This window comes from Microvirga guangxiensis (assembly GCF_900102135.1).
Lineage (GTDB): Bacteria > Pseudomonadota > Alphaproteobacteria > Rhizobiales > Beijerinckiaceae > Microvirga > Microvirga guangxiensis.
The window spans coordinates 323,872-338,412 of sequence record NZ_FMVJ01000003.1; the positions used below are offsets into that span (position 1 = coordinate 323,872).

17 protein-coding genes are annotated in these 14,541 nt (G+C 63.2%); 5 read left to right on the plus strand and 12 right to left on the minus strand.

Annotated features, from left to right (window positions below; all coding sequences use genetic code 11):
* The first annotated feature begins 52 nt into the window (after positions 1-52).
* The 3 genes from BLP10_RS05085 (at position 53) to BLP10_RS05095 (ending at position 1,523) form a co-directional block, all read left to right on the plus strand.
* Complete coding sequence (locus BLP10_RS05085; protein ID WP_091131127.1) at positions 53-376, plus strand: hypothetical protein; 324 nt, start codon at positions 53-55, stop codon at positions 374-376.
* A gap of 6 nt (positions 377-382) precedes the next feature.
* Positions 383-652, plus strand: coding sequence for a hypothetical protein (locus BLP10_RS05090; protein ID WP_091131130.1), 270 nt, complete (start codon positions 383-385; stop codon positions 650-652).
* Between the two features lie 88 nt (positions 653-740).
* Positions 741-1,523 carry an MOSC domain-containing protein gene (locus BLP10_RS05095; RefSeq protein ID WP_091131134.1) on the plus strand — a complete coding sequence of 261 codons (783 nt, stop codon included), beginning with the start codon at positions 741-743 and terminating at the stop codon, positions 1,521-1,523.
* 101 nt (positions 1,524-1,624) lie between these two features.
* Here the strand turns inward: BLP10_RS05095 and BLP10_RS05100 are convergent, their stop codons facing one another.
* The 6 genes from BLP10_RS05100 to BLP10_RS05125 all read right to left on the minus strand — a co-directional run bounded on the left by BLP10_RS05100 (position 1,625) and on the right by BLP10_RS05125 (position 8,841).
* Positions 1,625-2,500, minus strand: a complete 876-nt coding sequence (locus BLP10_RS05100) for a DUF4167 domain-containing protein (protein ID WP_091131138.1) — start codon at positions 2,498-2,500, stop codon at positions 1,625-1,627.
* Between the two features lie 381 nt (positions 2,501-2,881).
* Positions 2,882-3,730: a peptide chain release factor N(5)-glutamine methyltransferase gene (gene prmC / locus BLP10_RS05105; protein ID WP_091132074.1), complete on the minus strand. Its 849-nt coding sequence runs from the start codon at positions 3,728-3,730 to the stop codon at positions 2,882-2,884.
* 2 nt (positions 3,731-3,732) lie between these two features.
* Positions 3,733-4,146: a FosX/FosE/FosI family fosfomycin resistance hydrolase gene (fosX, locus tag BLP10_RS05110; protein ID WP_091131141.1), complete on the minus strand. Its 414-nt coding sequence runs from the start codon at positions 4,144-4,146 to the stop codon at positions 3,733-3,735.
* Positions 4,143-5,231 carry a peptide chain release factor 1 gene (gene prfA / locus BLP10_RS05115; RefSeq protein WP_091131144.1) on the minus strand — a complete coding sequence of 363 codons (1,089 nt, stop codon included), beginning with the start codon at positions 5,229-5,231 and terminating at the stop codon, positions 4,143-4,145. The genes fosX and prfA overlap by 4 nt, the downstream gene beginning before the upstream one ends.
* On the minus strand, positions 5,231-7,498 hold the full coding sequence (gene ptsP / locus BLP10_RS05120; protein WP_091131148.1) for a phosphoenolpyruvate--protein phosphotransferase: 2,268 nt from the start codon (positions 7,496-7,498) through the stop codon (positions 5,231-5,233). The genes prfA and ptsP overlap by 1 nt, the downstream gene beginning before the upstream one ends.
* A 104-nt stretch (positions 7,499-7,602) precedes the next feature.
* Positions 7,603-8,841 carry an aspartate kinase gene (locus BLP10_RS05125; protein ID WP_091131151.1) on the minus strand — a complete coding sequence of 413 codons (1,239 nt, stop codon included), beginning with the start codon at positions 8,839-8,841 and terminating at the stop codon, positions 7,603-7,605.
* 129 nt (positions 8,842-8,970) lie between these two features.
* On the opposite strand from BLP10_RS05125, the gene ubiG reads away from it, so the two are divergent.
* Positions 8,971-9,714, plus strand: coding sequence for a bifunctional 2-polyprenyl-6-hydroxyphenol methylase/3-demethylubiquinol 3-O-methyltransferase UbiG (gene ubiG, locus BLP10_RS05130; RefSeq protein WP_091131155.1), 744 nt, complete (start codon positions 8,971-8,973; stop codon positions 9,712-9,714).
* On the opposite strand, the gene nhaA is transcribed toward ubiG, so the two are convergent.
* The gene (gene nhaA / locus BLP10_RS05135; protein WP_091131159.1) at positions 9,687-10,901 is read right to left on the minus strand and encodes a Na+/H+ antiporter NhaA; all 1,215 of its coding nucleotides are present in this window, start codon (positions 10,899-10,901) and stop codon (positions 9,687-9,689) included. The two genes, ubiG and nhaA, sit on opposite strands and share 28 nt — an antisense overlap.
* Before the next feature lie 100 nt (positions 10,902-11,001).
* Positions 11,002-11,520, minus strand: coding sequence for a metallophosphoesterase family protein (locus BLP10_RS05140; RefSeq protein WP_091131163.1), 519 nt, complete (start codon positions 11,518-11,520; stop codon positions 11,002-11,004).
* A gap of 262 nt (positions 11,521-11,782) precedes the next feature.
* Here BLP10_RS05140 and BLP10_RS05145 point away from each other — a divergent pair, with 262 nt between their 5' ends.
* A complete protein-coding gene (locus tag BLP10_RS05145) occupies positions 11,783-12,157 on the plus strand; it encodes a hypothetical protein (protein ID WP_091131168.1) in 375 nt (124 codons plus the stop codon).
* A 63-nt stretch (positions 12,158-12,220) separates the two neighbouring features.
* On the opposite strand, the gene BLP10_RS05150 is transcribed toward BLP10_RS05145, so the two are convergent.
* The 4 genes from BLP10_RS05150 to grxC all read right to left on the minus strand — a co-directional run bounded on the left by BLP10_RS05150 (position 12,221) and on the right by grxC (position 14,518).
* A complete protein-coding gene (locus tag BLP10_RS05150; protein ID WP_091131171.1) occupies positions 12,221-12,664 on the minus strand; it encodes a DUF1178 family protein in 444 nt (147 codons plus the stop codon).
* Between the two features lie 55 nt (positions 12,665-12,719).
* Positions 12,720-13,583, minus strand: coding sequence for a carbon-nitrogen hydrolase family protein (locus BLP10_RS05155; protein WP_091131174.1), 864 nt, complete (start codon positions 13,581-13,583; stop codon positions 12,720-12,722).
* Between the two features lie 149 nt (positions 13,584-13,732).
* Complete coding sequence (locus tag BLP10_RS05160; protein ID WP_091131178.1) at positions 13,733-14,134, minus strand: hypothetical protein; 402 nt, start codon at positions 14,132-14,134, stop codon at positions 13,733-13,735.
* 126 nt (positions 14,135-14,260) lie between these two features.
* Positions 14,261-14,518, minus strand: coding sequence for a glutaredoxin 3 (grxC, locus tag BLP10_RS05165; protein WP_091131181.1), 258 nt, complete (start codon positions 14,516-14,518; stop codon positions 14,261-14,263).
* Between the last annotated feature and the right edge of the window lie 23 nt (positions 14,519-14,541).

Sequence of the window (14,541 nt, forward strand, 5' to 3'; positions counted from 1 at the left end):
GAGGCCTCGCATTGACCCTGCACGTGATTTCAATGGATTCAAGGAGGCTTCCATGTCGCGCGATCCGCGCTCAGACGCCGAAAAAGCCCGTGCCGATCTGGCGCGAAATGCCGAGCTTGGTCTGGCCGTTCCCGAAAGCCCGGCGGAGGAGCAGCCCTCCGTCACTCCGCAGACCTTCGGCGACACGACTGAGAACGGTCGCCTGCTCAGGAACGGAGAGGGGGCCAAGGCCACCGACGCCGACCAGGATATCGGCGATTCGACCGGCACCATGAAAACCTCCCGCGATATTCCGGAGAACCGTCAGAACGTCGAAACCCCGCCGACCCATCGCAGCGACCGGAGCGATGGTGTGCTTTCGCGCGCAAAGGAGTAATTCACCATGGGATTTTCAGATTTTCTTTCCCGTCTCAGCCCCAAGAAGCGCAAGGCCGAGAAGGCCCGCCAGGAGTTGGTGGCCAATGCCGAGAAGGCGTTGCGCATGAAGCAGGAGGCTGGGCCCACGGCCAATATCCCTGAGCACCAGACCTCGCATGAGGGCATGCAGCAGGATCCGCACATGGTCGAGTTCGACCGCTCGAGCGGTCGCGAGGCCGGCTTCACGCCGCAGCTGAAACGCTCGAAGGTGGCTCGTTCGGGTGACGCTTCCTAACATCCTCATGCAGATTTTCAGGTGAGAGAGCCCTGCCGGTTTCCGGCGGGGCTTTTCTCTTGGTAAGGCATGCCTTAACCCAGGATGCATGAGCATCCGCATCGCCTCTCTTCAACGCTATCCCGTAAAAGGCCTCTCGCCAGAGAATCTGGAGACCGCTACCCTCGACAAGGGCGGGTACTTCCCCGGCGATCGTCTTTTCGCCATCGAGAACGGGCCTGCCGGGTTCGAGCCTTCAAGCCCGCAGCACCAGCCCAAGATCAAGTTTCTCATGCTCATGCGCAACGAGAGCCTGGCGCGGCTGAAGACCCGCTATCTCGACCGCATCACGACGCTCTTCATCGAGGAGGGTGGGCGCGAAGTGGCGCGCGGCGATCTTTCGACGGAGCAGGGAAGGCTCGCCATCGAGGCGTTCTTCCGCCGCTATATGCCGAGGGAGCTGCGCGGCCCGCCGAAGGTGCTCACTGCGCCTGATGGCTTCCGCTTCACCGATTCCCGGCGGGGCTATGTCTCTCTTATCAATCTCGCCAGCGTGCGGCAGCTCGAAACCGTCATCGGCGCGCCCGTCGATCCTTTGAGGTTTCGCGGCAACCTGCATATCGACGGGCTGGAGCCCTGGGCCGAGTTCGATCTCGTCGGGCAGGTACTCACCACCGCGTCCGGCGTGCGGTTGAAGGTAACGAAGCGCATCGAGCGTTGCGCCGCCACCAATGTCGATCCCGATACCGGCATCCGCGACCTGCAGATTCCGAAAAGCCTCATGCAGGCCTATGGCCACTTCGATTGCGGCATCTATGCCGAAGTGCTCAGCGGCGGGAGCATCGCGGTCGGCGACCACCTCGAAACCGAGCAGGCGACACTGGCGCTGTAAGAGGGGTGTTCAGCCGTCTCGTTCAGGTCGCCTCCGGGCTTTAGACAACAAAAAAGGGAGAGCCCGGCTCTCCCTTTCTTAATCTTGTCTTGTGCGAGCCGTTACTCGGCGGCGGGCGTTTCCACATCCGGCGTGAAGCTGCCGCCCTCATCGCCTGCGTTCTCGACGACCTCACGGCGAGGACGGCGGGTGCGGCGGGGACGCTTCTCGGCAGCCTCGGTACCGAAATCCAAGGTCGGAGCCACGGGCTGCTCCTCGACAGGTGCGGGAGCCGAGCGAACCGGGTTGGTCAGGAAAGCCGGCAGGCCACCTGCATCGGCGTTGTCCGCTTCCTCGCGAGGGCGGCGGTCGCGCTGGAAGCGCTCACGGCGCTCGGGGCGGTCCTGACGCTCCTGGCGTTCAAAGCGGGCGGGGCGCTCACCCTCGCCGTTGCCGGCCTGGTCGTCGCGCTGGAAATCCTGCCGATCCTGGCGCGGGCCACGATCGCGCTGGAAACGCTCACGACGGTCACCACGCTCCTGACGATCGCCGCGGTCCTGGCGCTCGCCACGATCCGGACGGTCTCCACGGTCGAAGCGGGCCGGGCGGTCGCCTTCGCCGCGTGTCTCGTAAGGCTGCGGCTGGGAGCCGAAGTCGGCCTCATCGCCATTGCCGCCGGAACGCTCGAAGTTCGGACGATCCTGGGCGAAGCCCTCTTCGTCGCCTTCGTCATCGAAGCGCTGCTGGTAGCCGTACTGCTCGCGCAACTGCTCCTGAGCGGCCGCGATGATGCGGTAATAGTGCTCTGCGTGCTGGAAATAGTTCTCCGCAGCCACCGGATCGCCGCTCGCCTGCGCATCGCGGGCAAGCTGGCTGTATTTCTCGGCGATATGCTGAGCCGTGCCGCGGATCTTCACGTCCGGGCCGTTGGACTCATAGCTCTTGGTCAAGGGATTGGGACCCTTGTTACCACCATTGTTGCGGTTACGACCGCGCATACGCCTGTTTTGTCCTGGTCTCATTTTTTGCTCTACGAGCCTCGCTGGTTCTTCAAACCCACGCGATATGCAGCCAATATTCACCGAACGGGCTCAACGCCCACCGTTCGCGTGGCAAACCGCCTGTCGTTCAGCCAGAGCGCAAACGAGCGCCTGACTATCCTTCAGTATCGGGTTCAGATGATCGCGCTCGGCTGTTCATTAAGCCCCTGCCTGCGCGATGGATATCGTTTGGTCTTCCGGCATGCTCCTCCTGGGAGCTACCGTTTTCTTACGACCGAGGACGATCTCTATGATCGAATCTAGCGGGTTCCTCTCGGTCCAACAAGCCATTTTTAGCTTTTACCCCTGCCTGAGGCAAGAATGCCTCACTCGGTACGGTTATGGGCGCCTCATGGCAACACATCTGGGGTTGCCAGAAAGATCGTGAGCGATTTCCACGATTTCAAGGCCCTTCTCTGCGGCCAAGGTTTTTAATTCCTCCGCCTGGTCGTAGCCGATCTCGACCGCCAGAAGACCCCCGGGCACAAGAAGGCGACGGGCCTCGTCCAACAGGATCCGGTAGGGCTCCAGCCCGTCCGGGCCGCCGTCGAGGGCAAGCAGGGGGTCATGCTCCCGCACCTCCCGGTCGAGGGTGGGGATGACGGGAGAAGCGATATAGGGCGGGTTGGAGACGATCAGGTCGAACTGGCCTGTCACCGCATCGGCCCAATGGGACAAAGCGAAAAGGCTGCGGTCTCCCACCCCGTTCGCCCAGGCGTTCCGGCGGGCGGTTTCGAGGGCGCCCGGCGACAGGTCCACCCCCAGACCGGTGGCCTGGGGCAATTCATGGAGCAGGGCCACCAGGATGCAGCCCGAGCCGGTGCCGAAATCGGCCATCAGCAGGGGTGCCTGCCGGTCGGGCAGGAGCTCGAGCACCGTCTCCACCACGGTTTCCGTGTCCGGACGCGGCACCAGAGTCTCGGCCGAGAGGGCGAAGGGCAGGCCCCAGAACTCCCGTTCCCCGACGATTCGCGCCACCGGCTCATGAGCGAGGCGCCGTCGGGTGAAAGCCGCGAGAAGCTCTGCCTCGGCTGGGGTCAGTGGAATGTCGGGATTGGTGATGAGCGCGGTCGCTGGGATATCGAGCGCGGAGAGAACCAGCAGACGGGCATCGATAGCGGCTGTCTCGAAACCCGCTTCCATCAGTGTCTGGCGCAAGTTCCTGAGCGCTTGGGCGCGGGTGAGAATGCTCACGCCGCAACGCCTTTGCGATACCGCTCCAGCCGCTCTTCCAGCGTGCCGGTATGCAGTTCGAACAGATGGTTGTCGTGGTCGTAGAAGTAGATCGAATGACCTTCGCCTTCCACGCGCGGGCGCGGCTCGCGGGTCTCCAGACCGAGTCTTTCGATGCGGGCGCGATAATCGTCGATTTCGGAAGCGGGAATCTTGAAGGCGATGTGGTTGTAGCTGCGCGACGGCAGGCTTTCGCCTTCCATCAGCGCGACCCATTGCCCGCCGACGATGAAGAATTTTTCGCGCGAGAGCGAGAAGGTGTCGTCGCCTGAGGAATAGACCTCTTTTCCGTCCAGAACCTGTTCGACAATCGCGCTCATGCGGTCGAGATCGCGGGTGATGAGCGTGATGTGGCTCAGGCCCTCGATCACGCGGCCTGATCCTGGTCCGCGAGCTGGGCTGCCTGATGCTCGGTGATCAGCGCATCGACCAGCTCGTCGAGGGCGTTGCCGGCCATGACCTCTTCGAGCTTGTAGAGCGTGAGGTTGATCCGATGATCGGTCACGCGCCCTTGCGGGAAATTGTAGGTGCGGATGCGCTCGGAGCGATCGCCAGAGCCCACCTGCGACTTGCGGTCGGCGGCGCGGGCCGCGTCCTTCGCGGTGCGCTCGGCGTCGTAGAGGCGCGAGCGCAGCAGTGCCATGGCGCGGGCGCGGTTCTTGTGCTGGGAGCGTTCGTCCTGAACGAACACCACCGTGCCCGTCGGCAGGTGCGTGATGCGGATGGCGGATTCGGTCTTGTTCACGTGCTGGCCGCCAGCGCCCTGCGCGCGCATGGTCTCGATCTTGAGGTCCGCGTCGTTGACGACGATGTCCACATCCTCCGCTTCCGGCAGCACGGCGACGGTGGCGGCGGAGGTGTGGATGCGGCCTTGCGTTTCCGTGTCGGGCACGCGCTGCACGCGATGCACGCCGCTCTCGAATTTCAGGCGCGCGAACACCCCGCGCCCTTTCACCTCGGCCACCACTTCCTTGTAGCCGCCAGCGGTGCCTTCGCTCTCGGAGACGATCTCGACCTTCCAGCCTTTCAGGTCCGCATAGCGCGAATACATGCGCAAAAGATCGCCCGCGAAGAGAGCCGCCTCGTCACCGCCCGTGCCGGCACGGATTTCGAGGATGGCGCTTTTCTCGTCCGCCTCGTCCTTCGGCAGCAGCATGATGCGCAAGTCCTGCGCAGCCTTCTCCAGGTCCTCCCGCGCCTGCGGGATTTCCTCCTCGGCGAGCTTGCGCATTTCGCTGTCCGTCGAGGGATCGTCGATCAGCGTTTGAAGTCCTTCCAGGTTGTCTTCCATGGCGCGGTAGGCGCGGATCGCGCCCACGACGCCGTCGAGCTCGGAAAGCTCGCGCGACAACGCGACGAAGGTTTCCGGATCGGGGCCGGCATTGAGCGTCGCCGTGATGATGTCATGGCGAGCGAGAATAGCGTTCAGGCGGTCGGTGGGAGGCGCAATCGACATCAGACCGGAATACCACGGCTTTCGGCAAACTGAGCAAGTTTCGGGCGCAGCGTATCGCCGCTTCCCGCATGCTCGAGCTCATTGTGAAGGAAGGTTTCGAGCTCGGCGATATCGAGCGCGAGCAGCATGGCTTTCACCGGCCCGATGGACGCCGGCGACATGGACAGCGAACGGAAGCCGAGGCCCAGCAGCGTCATGGCTTCGAGCGGACGTCCGCCGATCTCTCCGCACAGGGTCGCCTGGCAGTTCGAGGCGAGAGCCTGCTCCGCAACCATCTTCAGGGCACGCAGCATGGGCGTGCTCAATGGATCGAAGCGGTCCGCCACGCGCCGGTTCTCGCGGTCGATGGCGAAGAGGAACTGCATGAGATCGTTCGAACCGATGGAGATGAAGTCGGCCCGGTCGCAAATCTCTTTCAGCTGGAAGAGGAGCGAAGGCACCTCCAGCATCACGCCGAGCTTGAGATCGGAGGGAAGGACGTGGCCGTGATGCGAGAGATAGCTCTTCTCCCGCTCCACGATGGTCCGCGCGCGCTCGAACTCGTCGCAGGTCGCCACCATCGGGAACATGATCTTCAAGGGGCGCCCGGAAGCGGCCTTCAACAGGGCGCGCACCTGGGCGCGCAGGAGGCCCGGACGGTCGAGGCCGATGCGGATGGCGCGCCAGCCGAGCGCGGGATTCTCCTCTTCGACGGCCTGCATGTAGGGCAGGATCTTGTCGCCCCCGATGTCGAGGGTGCGGAAGGTCACAGGCTTGTCGCCCGTTTCCGCGAACACGGCGCTGTAGAGCGCCTGCTGGTCGGAAGCGGAGGGCATCCTCTCGGCGATCATGAACTGCAGCTCGGTGCGGAACAGGCCGACGCCGGCGGCGCCGGTTTCCTCGAGATGCGGCAGGTCGACGAGAAGGCCCGCATTGAGCTGCAGCGTGATTTCGACGCCGTCCTTGGTCATGGACGGCACGTCGCGCAGCTTGAGATATTGCTCCTGCCGCCGGGCGCGGAGACGGGCCTTTTCGGCATAAGCCGCCTCGACATCCGCGTTCGGGCGGATCTGTACTTCACCGGCTGCGCCGTCGACGATGATCGCGTCGCCTGGCTCGGTCAGCGAGGTTGCGTTCGATACCTCGCCCACGGCGGGAATGCCGAGCGCGCGCGCCACGATGGCGATGTGACTGGTCGGACCGCCTTCCTCGAGCACGAGGCCGCGCAGGCGCGAGCGGTCGTAATCGAGGAGCGCCGCAGGACCCATGGAGCGGGCCACGATGATCGCATTGTCCGGCAGGGAATGGCGGTCGGCCACGAGATCGCGCCCGACGAGGCGGAAGAGCAGGCGGTTGGCGAGGTCGTCGAGATCGTGCAGGCGCTCGCGCAGGTAAGGATCCGTCTGGCGCAGCATGCGGGCGCGGTTGTCCGACTGCACCCGCTCCACGGCGGCCTCTGCCGTGAGGCCGGAGATCACGGCCTCGCGCATGCGGCGCAGCCAGCCCTGATCGTGGGCGAACATGCGGAAGGTCTCGAGAACCTCGCGGTGCTCGCCGTGATGGGCCACGTCGCCACGCTCGATCAGCTCGTCGATGGAGACGCGCACTTCGCCGATGGCTTTCTCCAAACGCTGGAGCTCGGACTCGACGTTCTCGGCGATCAGGTTCTTGATGACGACGCGGGGCTCGTGCAGCACCACATGGCCAAGGCCGACGCCGTCGGCGAGCGCCGTGCCCTTCTGGTAGACGGGGCGGCGAAGCGCGATGCCCGCATCGACCGGGGCCAGCGCCTGCAGCTCGCCGGTCGCGAGCATCTCGGCCACCACCATGGCGGTGGTCTGGAGCGCCTCGACTTCCTCTTCCGTATAGACCCGGTAGGTGCGGTTCTGGACGACGAGAACGCCGAGGGTGTTGCCCGCGCGCAGCAGCGGGACGCCGAGAAAGGCGTGGTAGATCTCTTCGCCCGTCTCCGGCTTGTAGGAGAAGGACGGATGGCTCTGGGCATCGGAGAGGGCCAGCGGTTCGGCCGTGGAGGCGATGAGGCCGACGAGGCCTTCGCCCGCGCGCATGACGGTGAGGTGGACGGCCTCCCGGTTCAGGCCCTCGGTGGCGAACAGCTCGAGGACGCCGTCGCCGCGCATCACATAAACGGAACACACCTCCGCCACCATGTTGGCGGCGATCTGGATCACGATCTTGTCGAGGCGGTCCTGAGCCCCCACCGGCTCCGCCATAATCTCGCGGAGGCGGCGCAGCAGAAGGCGCGGACCGCCGGGAGCGCTTGGCATGAGCTTCTCAGTTCCCGTCCTTCGGAGCCGGCGAGGCGAACCGGCGGTTGTTGAGCCGAGTGTGGCAGGCCGGGTGACCCGCCGTCAATCTGGCCTGCTCTCAATCAAGCCTTGTCCAGGCCGTATAGCGAGTGGAGCGTGCGCACGGCAAGCTCAGTATAGGCCGAGTCGATCAGGACAGAGAACTTAATTTCAGAAGTCGTGATCGCGCGGATGTTGATTCCCTTGTCGGCCAAGGCTTTGAAGGCCTTGGCGGCGACGCCCGCGTGACTGCGCATGCCGACCCCGATGGCCGAGACCTTCACCACGTCCGTGGCGCCCTGGAGGTCGCGGAACTCGATCTCGCCTTTGTGGGCGTTGAGAACCGTGCAGGCCCGCTCGTACTCGGCGGAGGGGACGGTGAAGGTGATGTCCGTGGTGGTGGTGTCGTCCGACACCACCTGGATGATCATGTCCACGTTGATGTTGGCGTCAGCCAAGGGCACGAAGATCGAGGCGGCGATGCCCGGCTTGTCGGCCACATTCCGCAACGTAATCTGGGCTTCGTCGCGCGAATAGGCGATGCCCGTGACAACCTGCTGTTCCATGATGTCTTCCTCGTCGCAGATGAGGGTGCCGAGCTTGGGATCGGCGGGATCGTCGAAACTGGAGCGCACATAGGTGGGAACCCGGTGCATCATGGCGAGCTCGACCGAGCGCACCTGGAGCACCTTGGCCCCGAGGGAGGCCATCTCCAGCATTTCCTCGTATGAAACTTTATCCAAGCGCTGTGCCTTGGGCACGATGCGCGGATCGGTGGTGTAGACGCCGTCCACATCCGTATAGATGTCGCAGCGCTCCGCCCCGATGGCGGCGGCCAGCGCCACCGCGCTGGTGTCCGAGCCGCCGCGGCCGAGGGTGGTCACGCGCCGGGTGTCCTTATGGACGCCCTGAAAGCCGGAGACGACGGCGACTTCCTTATTCTTTTCAAAGCCTTCGATGATGCCGGAGCCGTCGATGTCGGCAATGCGGGCCGAGCCGTGGGCATCCGAGGTCATGATCGGGATCTGCCAGCCCTGCCAGGACCGGGCCTTGATGCCGATCTCCTGCAGCGCGATGGCGAGAAGCCCCGAGGTGACCTGCTCGCCGGAGGCGACGACCACGTCGTATTCCTTGGCGTCGTAGAGAGCGGAAGCGTCTTTCACCCAGCCGACCAGTTCGTTGGTCTTGCCCGACATGGCCGAGACCACCACGGCCACGTCGAAGCCGGCCTCGACCTCGCGTTTGACGTGCCGCGCCACGTTGCGGATTCGCTCTACGTTCGCGACGGATGTACCGCCGAACTTCATGACAAGACGGGGCATGCGAAGAAGGCCGTGGGTTAGTTGAAAATTTTGCCCTTCGCGACTTCGGAAAGGCGCGTATACATGACGTTCAGTCCGCTCCCTGTCAACGCGCGGAAATCAATTCTTTAGCCTAAGGAATCGGATCTCATGACCGACGCCGCATCCACGACCATCGACCCTGCCGAGGTCGCCCGTTTCGAGCAGATTGCCGAAACGTGGTGGGACTCGAACGGTCCCATGAAGGTGCTGCACAAGTTCAATCCCGTCCGGCTCGCCTATATCCGCGACGAGGCCTGCCGCCGGTTCGGACGCGATCCACGCTCCGCCCGTTCGCTCGAGGGGCTGACGATTCTCGACGTGGGCTGCGGCGGAGGGGTGCTCTCGGAGCCCTTGGGACGGCTCGGCGCGACGGTGACCGGCCTCGATCCGGCCCCCACCAACATCTCCGTGGCCAAGCTCCATGCGGAGCGCGCAGGGGTGCCAGTCGATTTCCGCAACGAGACCGTCGAGGCGGTCGTCGCAAGGGGCGAAACCTTCGATATCGTGCTGGCCATGGAAGTGGTGGAGCATGTGGCGGACGTGCAGGCCTTCGTGAATGCCTGCGCCCAGGCGGTCAAACCGGGCGGCGTTCTCGTCATGGCGACGATCAACCGGACGCTTCGCTCCTTCGCCTCCGCCATCGTCGGCGCCGAGTACATCCTTCGCTGGCTGCCGAAGGGCACCCACGAATGGGACAGGTTCGTCACCCCGGACGAGCTGACCGATGCCCTCAGGAATGCAGGCTTCGCCGTCAACGACCTGACGGGCGTCGGCTACAATCCCCTGCGCGACAGCTGGTCCCTCAGCCGAGACCTCTCGGTCAATTACATGCTGCTCGCCTCGCGGACCTGAAGCTTTTCGCGGGGCGCGAAGCTGAGCAGGATATAGCCTGCCAGCGCCGAGAGAACCGAGCCCATGAGCACGCCGATCTTGGCCTCGTCGGTGAGCAAGGGGTCGTCTGGGAAGGCGAGGGCGCCGATGAACAGGCTCATGGTGAAGCCGATGCCGCAGAGCAGAGCCACGCCGTAGCATTGCAGCCGCGACGCGCCTGCGGGCATGTCGGCAAGGTTGAGACGGATCGCCAGCTCGGAGAAGGCGAACACGCCCACCTGCTTGCCGATGAAGAGGCCCATGGCGATGCCGAGGGGCAGGGGGCTGAGCAGGGCGTCGAACGACAGACCCGACAGTGACACGCCCGCATTCGCGAGACCGAAGATCGGGATGATGCCGAAGGCAACCGGCTTATGGAGCGCATGCTCCAGGCGGTGGAGCGGGGCATCCTCCGCCCGCGTCGCCTTCGGGTTGGCTTGAAGCGGGATGGTGAGCGCGAGCGCAACGCCCGCCAGTGTAGCGTGAATGCCCGATTGCAGCACGAAGAACCACAGCACCGCGCCGACAAGCAGATAGGGCACGAGGCTTGTGACGTTGAACCGGTTGAAGCTCACGAGCGCGACGAGGCAGAACACGGCTCCGGCAAGCATCGGAAGCGACAGATCGCTCGTGTAGAACAGGGCGATGATGATGATCGCGCCGAGATCGTCCAGGATCGCAAGCGCCGTCAGAAAGATCTTGAGGGAGGTCGGCACGCGGGAGCCTATGACCGCCAGCACGCCGAGCGCGAAGGCGATGTCGGTAGCTGCGGGAATCGCCCAGCCGTGATGCAGGTGCGGTTCGTTGCGTGTGATGAAGAGGTATACGAGGGCCGGCACGATCATGCCGCCGAGCGCCGCGATGCCGGGCAGGATGCGGCGCGGCCAGGTGGAGAGCTGTCCGTCCAGCATCTCACGCTTGATCTCGAGTCCCACGAGCAGGAAGAACACGGCCATCAGCGCATCGTTGATCCAGTGCAGAATGCTCAGGCCAAAGACGTAGGTTTTCAGGATTCCGAAATAGACAGGCGCTGCAGGAGAGTTGGCGAGAACGAGCGCGATTACCGTCACGCCCATGAGGATCATGCCGCCGGAGGCCCCGCTATCGAAGAATTGGCGCATCAAGGAGATGCGCCGTGTCGGCCTCAGATCGCTTTTCGGATGATCCATCCCTCACTCCTATCGTTCAAACCGGTCATAGCCGGAAAGGTTCGAGGGGGAAGGAATTTCGGCACCTGTCCCTTCACAAAAACGGGAGCAACTCTGCTGCTCAGGCGTGGGAAGGCGTGCGGCGGCGTTTGGTGGACAGGATCGTTTCCAGGGTCACGGGACGAAAATTCCAGGCATCGACCCCCACATCGTATTGGCGCGTCTGGGGCTTCAGCTTGCCGTGCGAGTGGCCGTGAAGGTCGATCCAGCCGCGTCCCATGTTCTTCCAGGTGCGGAACGCGTAATGACACATGACGACCGCGCGGCCTTCGAGGGCGAGCTCGGCATAGGCCTGCACGCTCTCCCAGCCTTTCGCCTTGATCGTCGCCTCTCCATCGTTGTTGCCGGTGATCAGGTGTTTCCGTCCGTTGAGCAGGGAGAGCAGCTCCTCGATGCGTTCCGGGCGCGCATGCAGGGCGAAATCGCCCAGGTGCCAGATCTCGTCATCCGCCGAGACCGTCTCGTTCCAGTTGGCGATGAGGGCTTCATCGTGCTCGGCGACGGTCTCAAACGGTCGCTTGTCGATCCGCAGCACCCGGGGATCGCCGAAATGAGTGTCGCTCGTGAAGAAGATCGCCAAGAGAAGTCCTATGCTCTGTTCAACCTGACATGGAGTGTCAGTGCGTGAGATCGAGGCCTTGGCAGGGCATTTTTCCAGGATCGATGCGCCCTGCATCTCAGACGATATAGGAAAATAGAGCTGTTTACCTAAGGTAAGATGTGTTACCTCTCCCGCGCATTCGCGACGTCGGGACAATAAAAGTCACCAACAGCTAGGCTCGGTGAAGACGAACGCTGACTTGTTGAGAAACGAAGCGCAATCTGAGCCTAGGGGCTAAATCTTGAAGACAATCGCAACGCTGGCCGCGGCCAGCCTTTTTGCCATGGGTGCGAGCGTTCCCGCCGCGGCAGCCGGTCCCGGTGTTTATACGGTCAAGGGCAGTAACGGCGAGTCCAACTCGGAGTACACGGGCACGCTTACCATCGTCCAGACGAGCAAGGACACGTTCAAGCTCACCTGGATCATCGGAAATGAGCGCTATGAGGGCTTCGCTGTCGGAGACGAGCGCGTTCTCGCGGCGAGCTTCGTCACCAAGGGCGCAAGTGGAACAGCGCTTCTCGTCGAGGATGACGAGAACGAGGGCGGCTACCAGAGCATCTGGGCGTTCAAGGGCACGACGACGCTCGGCTACGAGATGATCTCGCCGAAGAAGTAATCCGCCATCCCCTATCGATCCCCGAGAGCGGAAGCCTGCTTTTGGGGATCGTGGTTTCGGTTTCTAGTTCCGGTCGTCCGGAACGACGGGGATCGGCAGCACGTCGATGCCTTCTTCGAGCAAGGCGCGGGCTTCCTCGAAATCGGCCTCGCCGTGAATCGAACGCTCCTCCGCTTCGCCGAAATGCATCTTGCGCGCTTCCTCGACGAAGTTGCGGCCGACATCCTCCGAATTCTTCAGCACGTGCTCACGCAGGGCGCGCAACGCGGCGCGGATCTCGTGCTCCTTGTCCGAGAGAACGGCCATGGGCTGCGCTTCCGGTTGCGCGACAGGCGCCTTGTCGGTGCGCGCGACGGAAGGCGCCATGATCTGCTTCTCGACCTTGGGCGAGTTGCAGAACGGGCAGGTCACGAAACCGCGCTTGCGCTGCGTCTCGAACGCCTCGCTTGAAGGAAACCAGCTCTCGAATTCGTGGGCCTGCTCGCAGGCCAGGGCGTATTTGATCATGTCCTTGAGTTCAGGCTGACGCGATACACAAACAGGCAGTACACAAACGGGAATGTCAGGCTAGAGCCGCCTGACGATGCTCGGAGGCCGATACGGTTTCGATCGTGAAGGAACGCGCGTTCTTGAGCGTCGGAATGCGTCCACGCACTTCCGTCACAAGGGCCGGATCGATTTCGGCGAGGATCACGCCGGGCTCAGTGCCCGCTTCCGCCAGCACGCGGCCCCACGGATCGACGATGATCGAATGGCCGAAGGTCTCGCGCCCGTCTTCATGCAAGCCGCCCTGGGCGGCCGAGATCATGAAGGAGCCGGTCTCGATGGCGCGCGCCCGGTGCAGGATATTCCAATGGGCTTCGCCGGTCTGCTTCGTGAAGGCGGCGGGAGCCGTGAGGAACGACGCGCCGTTTTCGGCCAGTGCCTTGTAGAGCGCCGCAAAGCGCACGTCGTAGCAGATCGTCATGCCGAGATAGCCCCAGGGCGTCTCGGCCAGCACCGCCGTGCTGCCGCCCGTATAGGTGGCCGATTCACGCCAGCTCTCGCCGTTCGGCAGATCCACGTCGTAAAGGTGAATCTTGTCGTAGCTGGTGACGATCTCGCCGCCCGCATCGATCAGAAAGGCGCGGTTGGCAACCTTGTCGCCTTCCTTCACGGCGATGGAGCCGATCTGGATCATAATGTTTTTCTCGCGCGCTACCTCGCGCAAGGCGGCGAGAACCGGATCGCTTTCCTGCGGTCCTACCTTCTCGAACATCTCCGCCCGCTCGCGGCAGACGAGAGAGGTCATCTCCGGCGTCTGGGCGAAATGCGCGCCCTTCTCGGCAGCCTCGCGGATGAGGGCCACGGCGTCGTCGCGGTTCTTCAGCACGTCGCGGCCGGAGCGCATCTGGATGCAGGCGGCGGTAAAGCGGGTCGAGGTCATACGCGATCAATCTCCGGCAAAAGACAACATAAGCCTCAAATGGGATTGAGGCTTATATATTACTACCACGTATAGATGGTACTTGCCGAAGTGAACTTGTTGAAGGCGCTGGGCGCCGATTTATGTAAACCGGGCCCGGCGGCAGCGCTTTAGCGGACTTCGAGCTTATAGTTGTAAGTGCGGGCTGTTCCCGATGGATAAATGACATCCATCTTGAAGCTGTCCTGGCCCAAATACCCCGGCGATGGAATGTAGATGGCCTGCACTACAGGAACGCGCTGCCTATTGCAGTGATGGCGGCTGTTGCTTTCCCGGAAGCTCGGGAAGTCGGTTGCTTCTTTGGTTTCGAGCCTGCCATTCTTGGGAGCTTCGACGAGGCGTACTACGGTCTTCCCGACTGAGCTGCAATCTGGATTGATGGAGTAATAGGAATCTACCGTGAGGGGCTTGCCAGCGGTCGTGACCTTGAGAGGTGGGGACACGGAAGCGGTGGTGTTGCATCCAGACACGGCGAGGGTGCAGAGCAGAGCCGTAAGAGCATAAACGCGCATAGGAGAAGCCTTGGAGTTTCAAACGTCCAAGAAATACTACATACGATATATCGTTATGCAAGGCTTGGGCTCAGAGGTGGCGATGTCCTTAGCTTGCTATAGCAGACCTACATCACTCTGCCACGACTATGCGGCCAGGAGGCGCTCCAACTCACCCCGGTCGTCAAGGGCATAAAGGTCATCGCAGCCGCCCACATGCTTCCCGTCGATGAAGATCTGCGGCACGCTGGTGCGCCCGTTGGCCTTCTGGATCATCTCCGCCCGGGCTTCGGGCTTCTTTTCGATGTCGATCTCGGTGAAGGCGGCGCCCTTCTTGTTGAGCAGTTCCTTCGCGGCCGAGCAATAGGGGCACCAGCCCTTGGTGTAGATCGTAATGGACGGCATGCATCTCTCCGTAGCGTGGCCCT

What these genes read in the sequence shown, in the direction of transcription:
- BLP10_RS05100 (WP_091131138.1), bottom strand. Translation starts at nt 2,500, where the DNA reads ATGCGCGGTCGTAACCGCAACAATGGTGGTAACAAGGGTCCCAATCCC.
- ptsP (WP_091131148.1), bottom strand. Translation starts at nt 7,498, where the DNA reads ATGCCAAGCGCTCCCGGCGGTCCGCGCCTTCTGCTGCGCCGCCTCCGC.
- grxC (WP_091131181.1), bottom strand. Translation starts at nt 14,518, where the DNA reads ATGCCGTCCATTACGATCTACACCAAGGGCTGGTGCCCCTATTGCTCG.
- nhaA (WP_091131159.1), bottom strand. Translation starts at nt 10,901, where the DNA reads ATGGATCATCCGAAAAGCGATCTGAGGCCGACACGGCGCATCTCCTTG.
- BLP10_RS05125 (WP_091131151.1), bottom strand. Translation starts at nt 8,841, where the DNA reads ATGCCCCGTCTTGTCATGAAGTTCGGCGGTACATCCGTCGCGAACGTA.
- ubiG (WP_091131155.1), top strand. Translation starts at nt 8,971, where the DNA reads ATGACCGACGCCGCATCCACGACCATCGACCCTGCCGAGGTCGCCCGT.
- BLP10_RS05090 (WP_091131130.1), top strand. Translation starts at nt 383, where the DNA reads ATGGGATTTTCAGATTTTCTTTCCCGTCTCAGCCCCAAGAAGCGCAAG.
- prfA (WP_091131144.1), bottom strand. Translation starts at nt 5,231, where the DNA reads ATGTCGATTGCGCCTCCCACCGACCGCCTGAACGCTATTCTCGCTCGC.
- BLP10_RS05095 (WP_091131134.1), top strand. Translation starts at nt 741, where the DNA reads ATGAGCATCCGCATCGCCTCTCTTCAACGCTATCCCGTAAAAGGCCTC.
- BLP10_RS05085 (WP_091131127.1), top strand. Translation starts at nt 53, where the DNA reads ATGTCGCGCGATCCGCGCTCAGACGCCGAAAAAGCCCGTGCCGATCTG.
- BLP10_RS05160 (WP_091131178.1), bottom strand. Translation starts at nt 14,134, where the DNA reads ATGCGCGTTTATGCTCTTACGGCTCTGCTCTGCACCCTCGCCGTGTCT.
- BLP10_RS05155 (WP_091131174.1), bottom strand. Translation starts at nt 13,583, where the DNA reads ATGACCTCGACCCGCTTTACCGCCGCCTGCATCCAGATGCGCTCCGGC.
- BLP10_RS05150 (WP_091131171.1), bottom strand. Translation starts at nt 12,664, where the DNA reads ATGATCAAATACGCCCTGGCCTGCGAGCAGGCCCACGAATTCGAGAGC.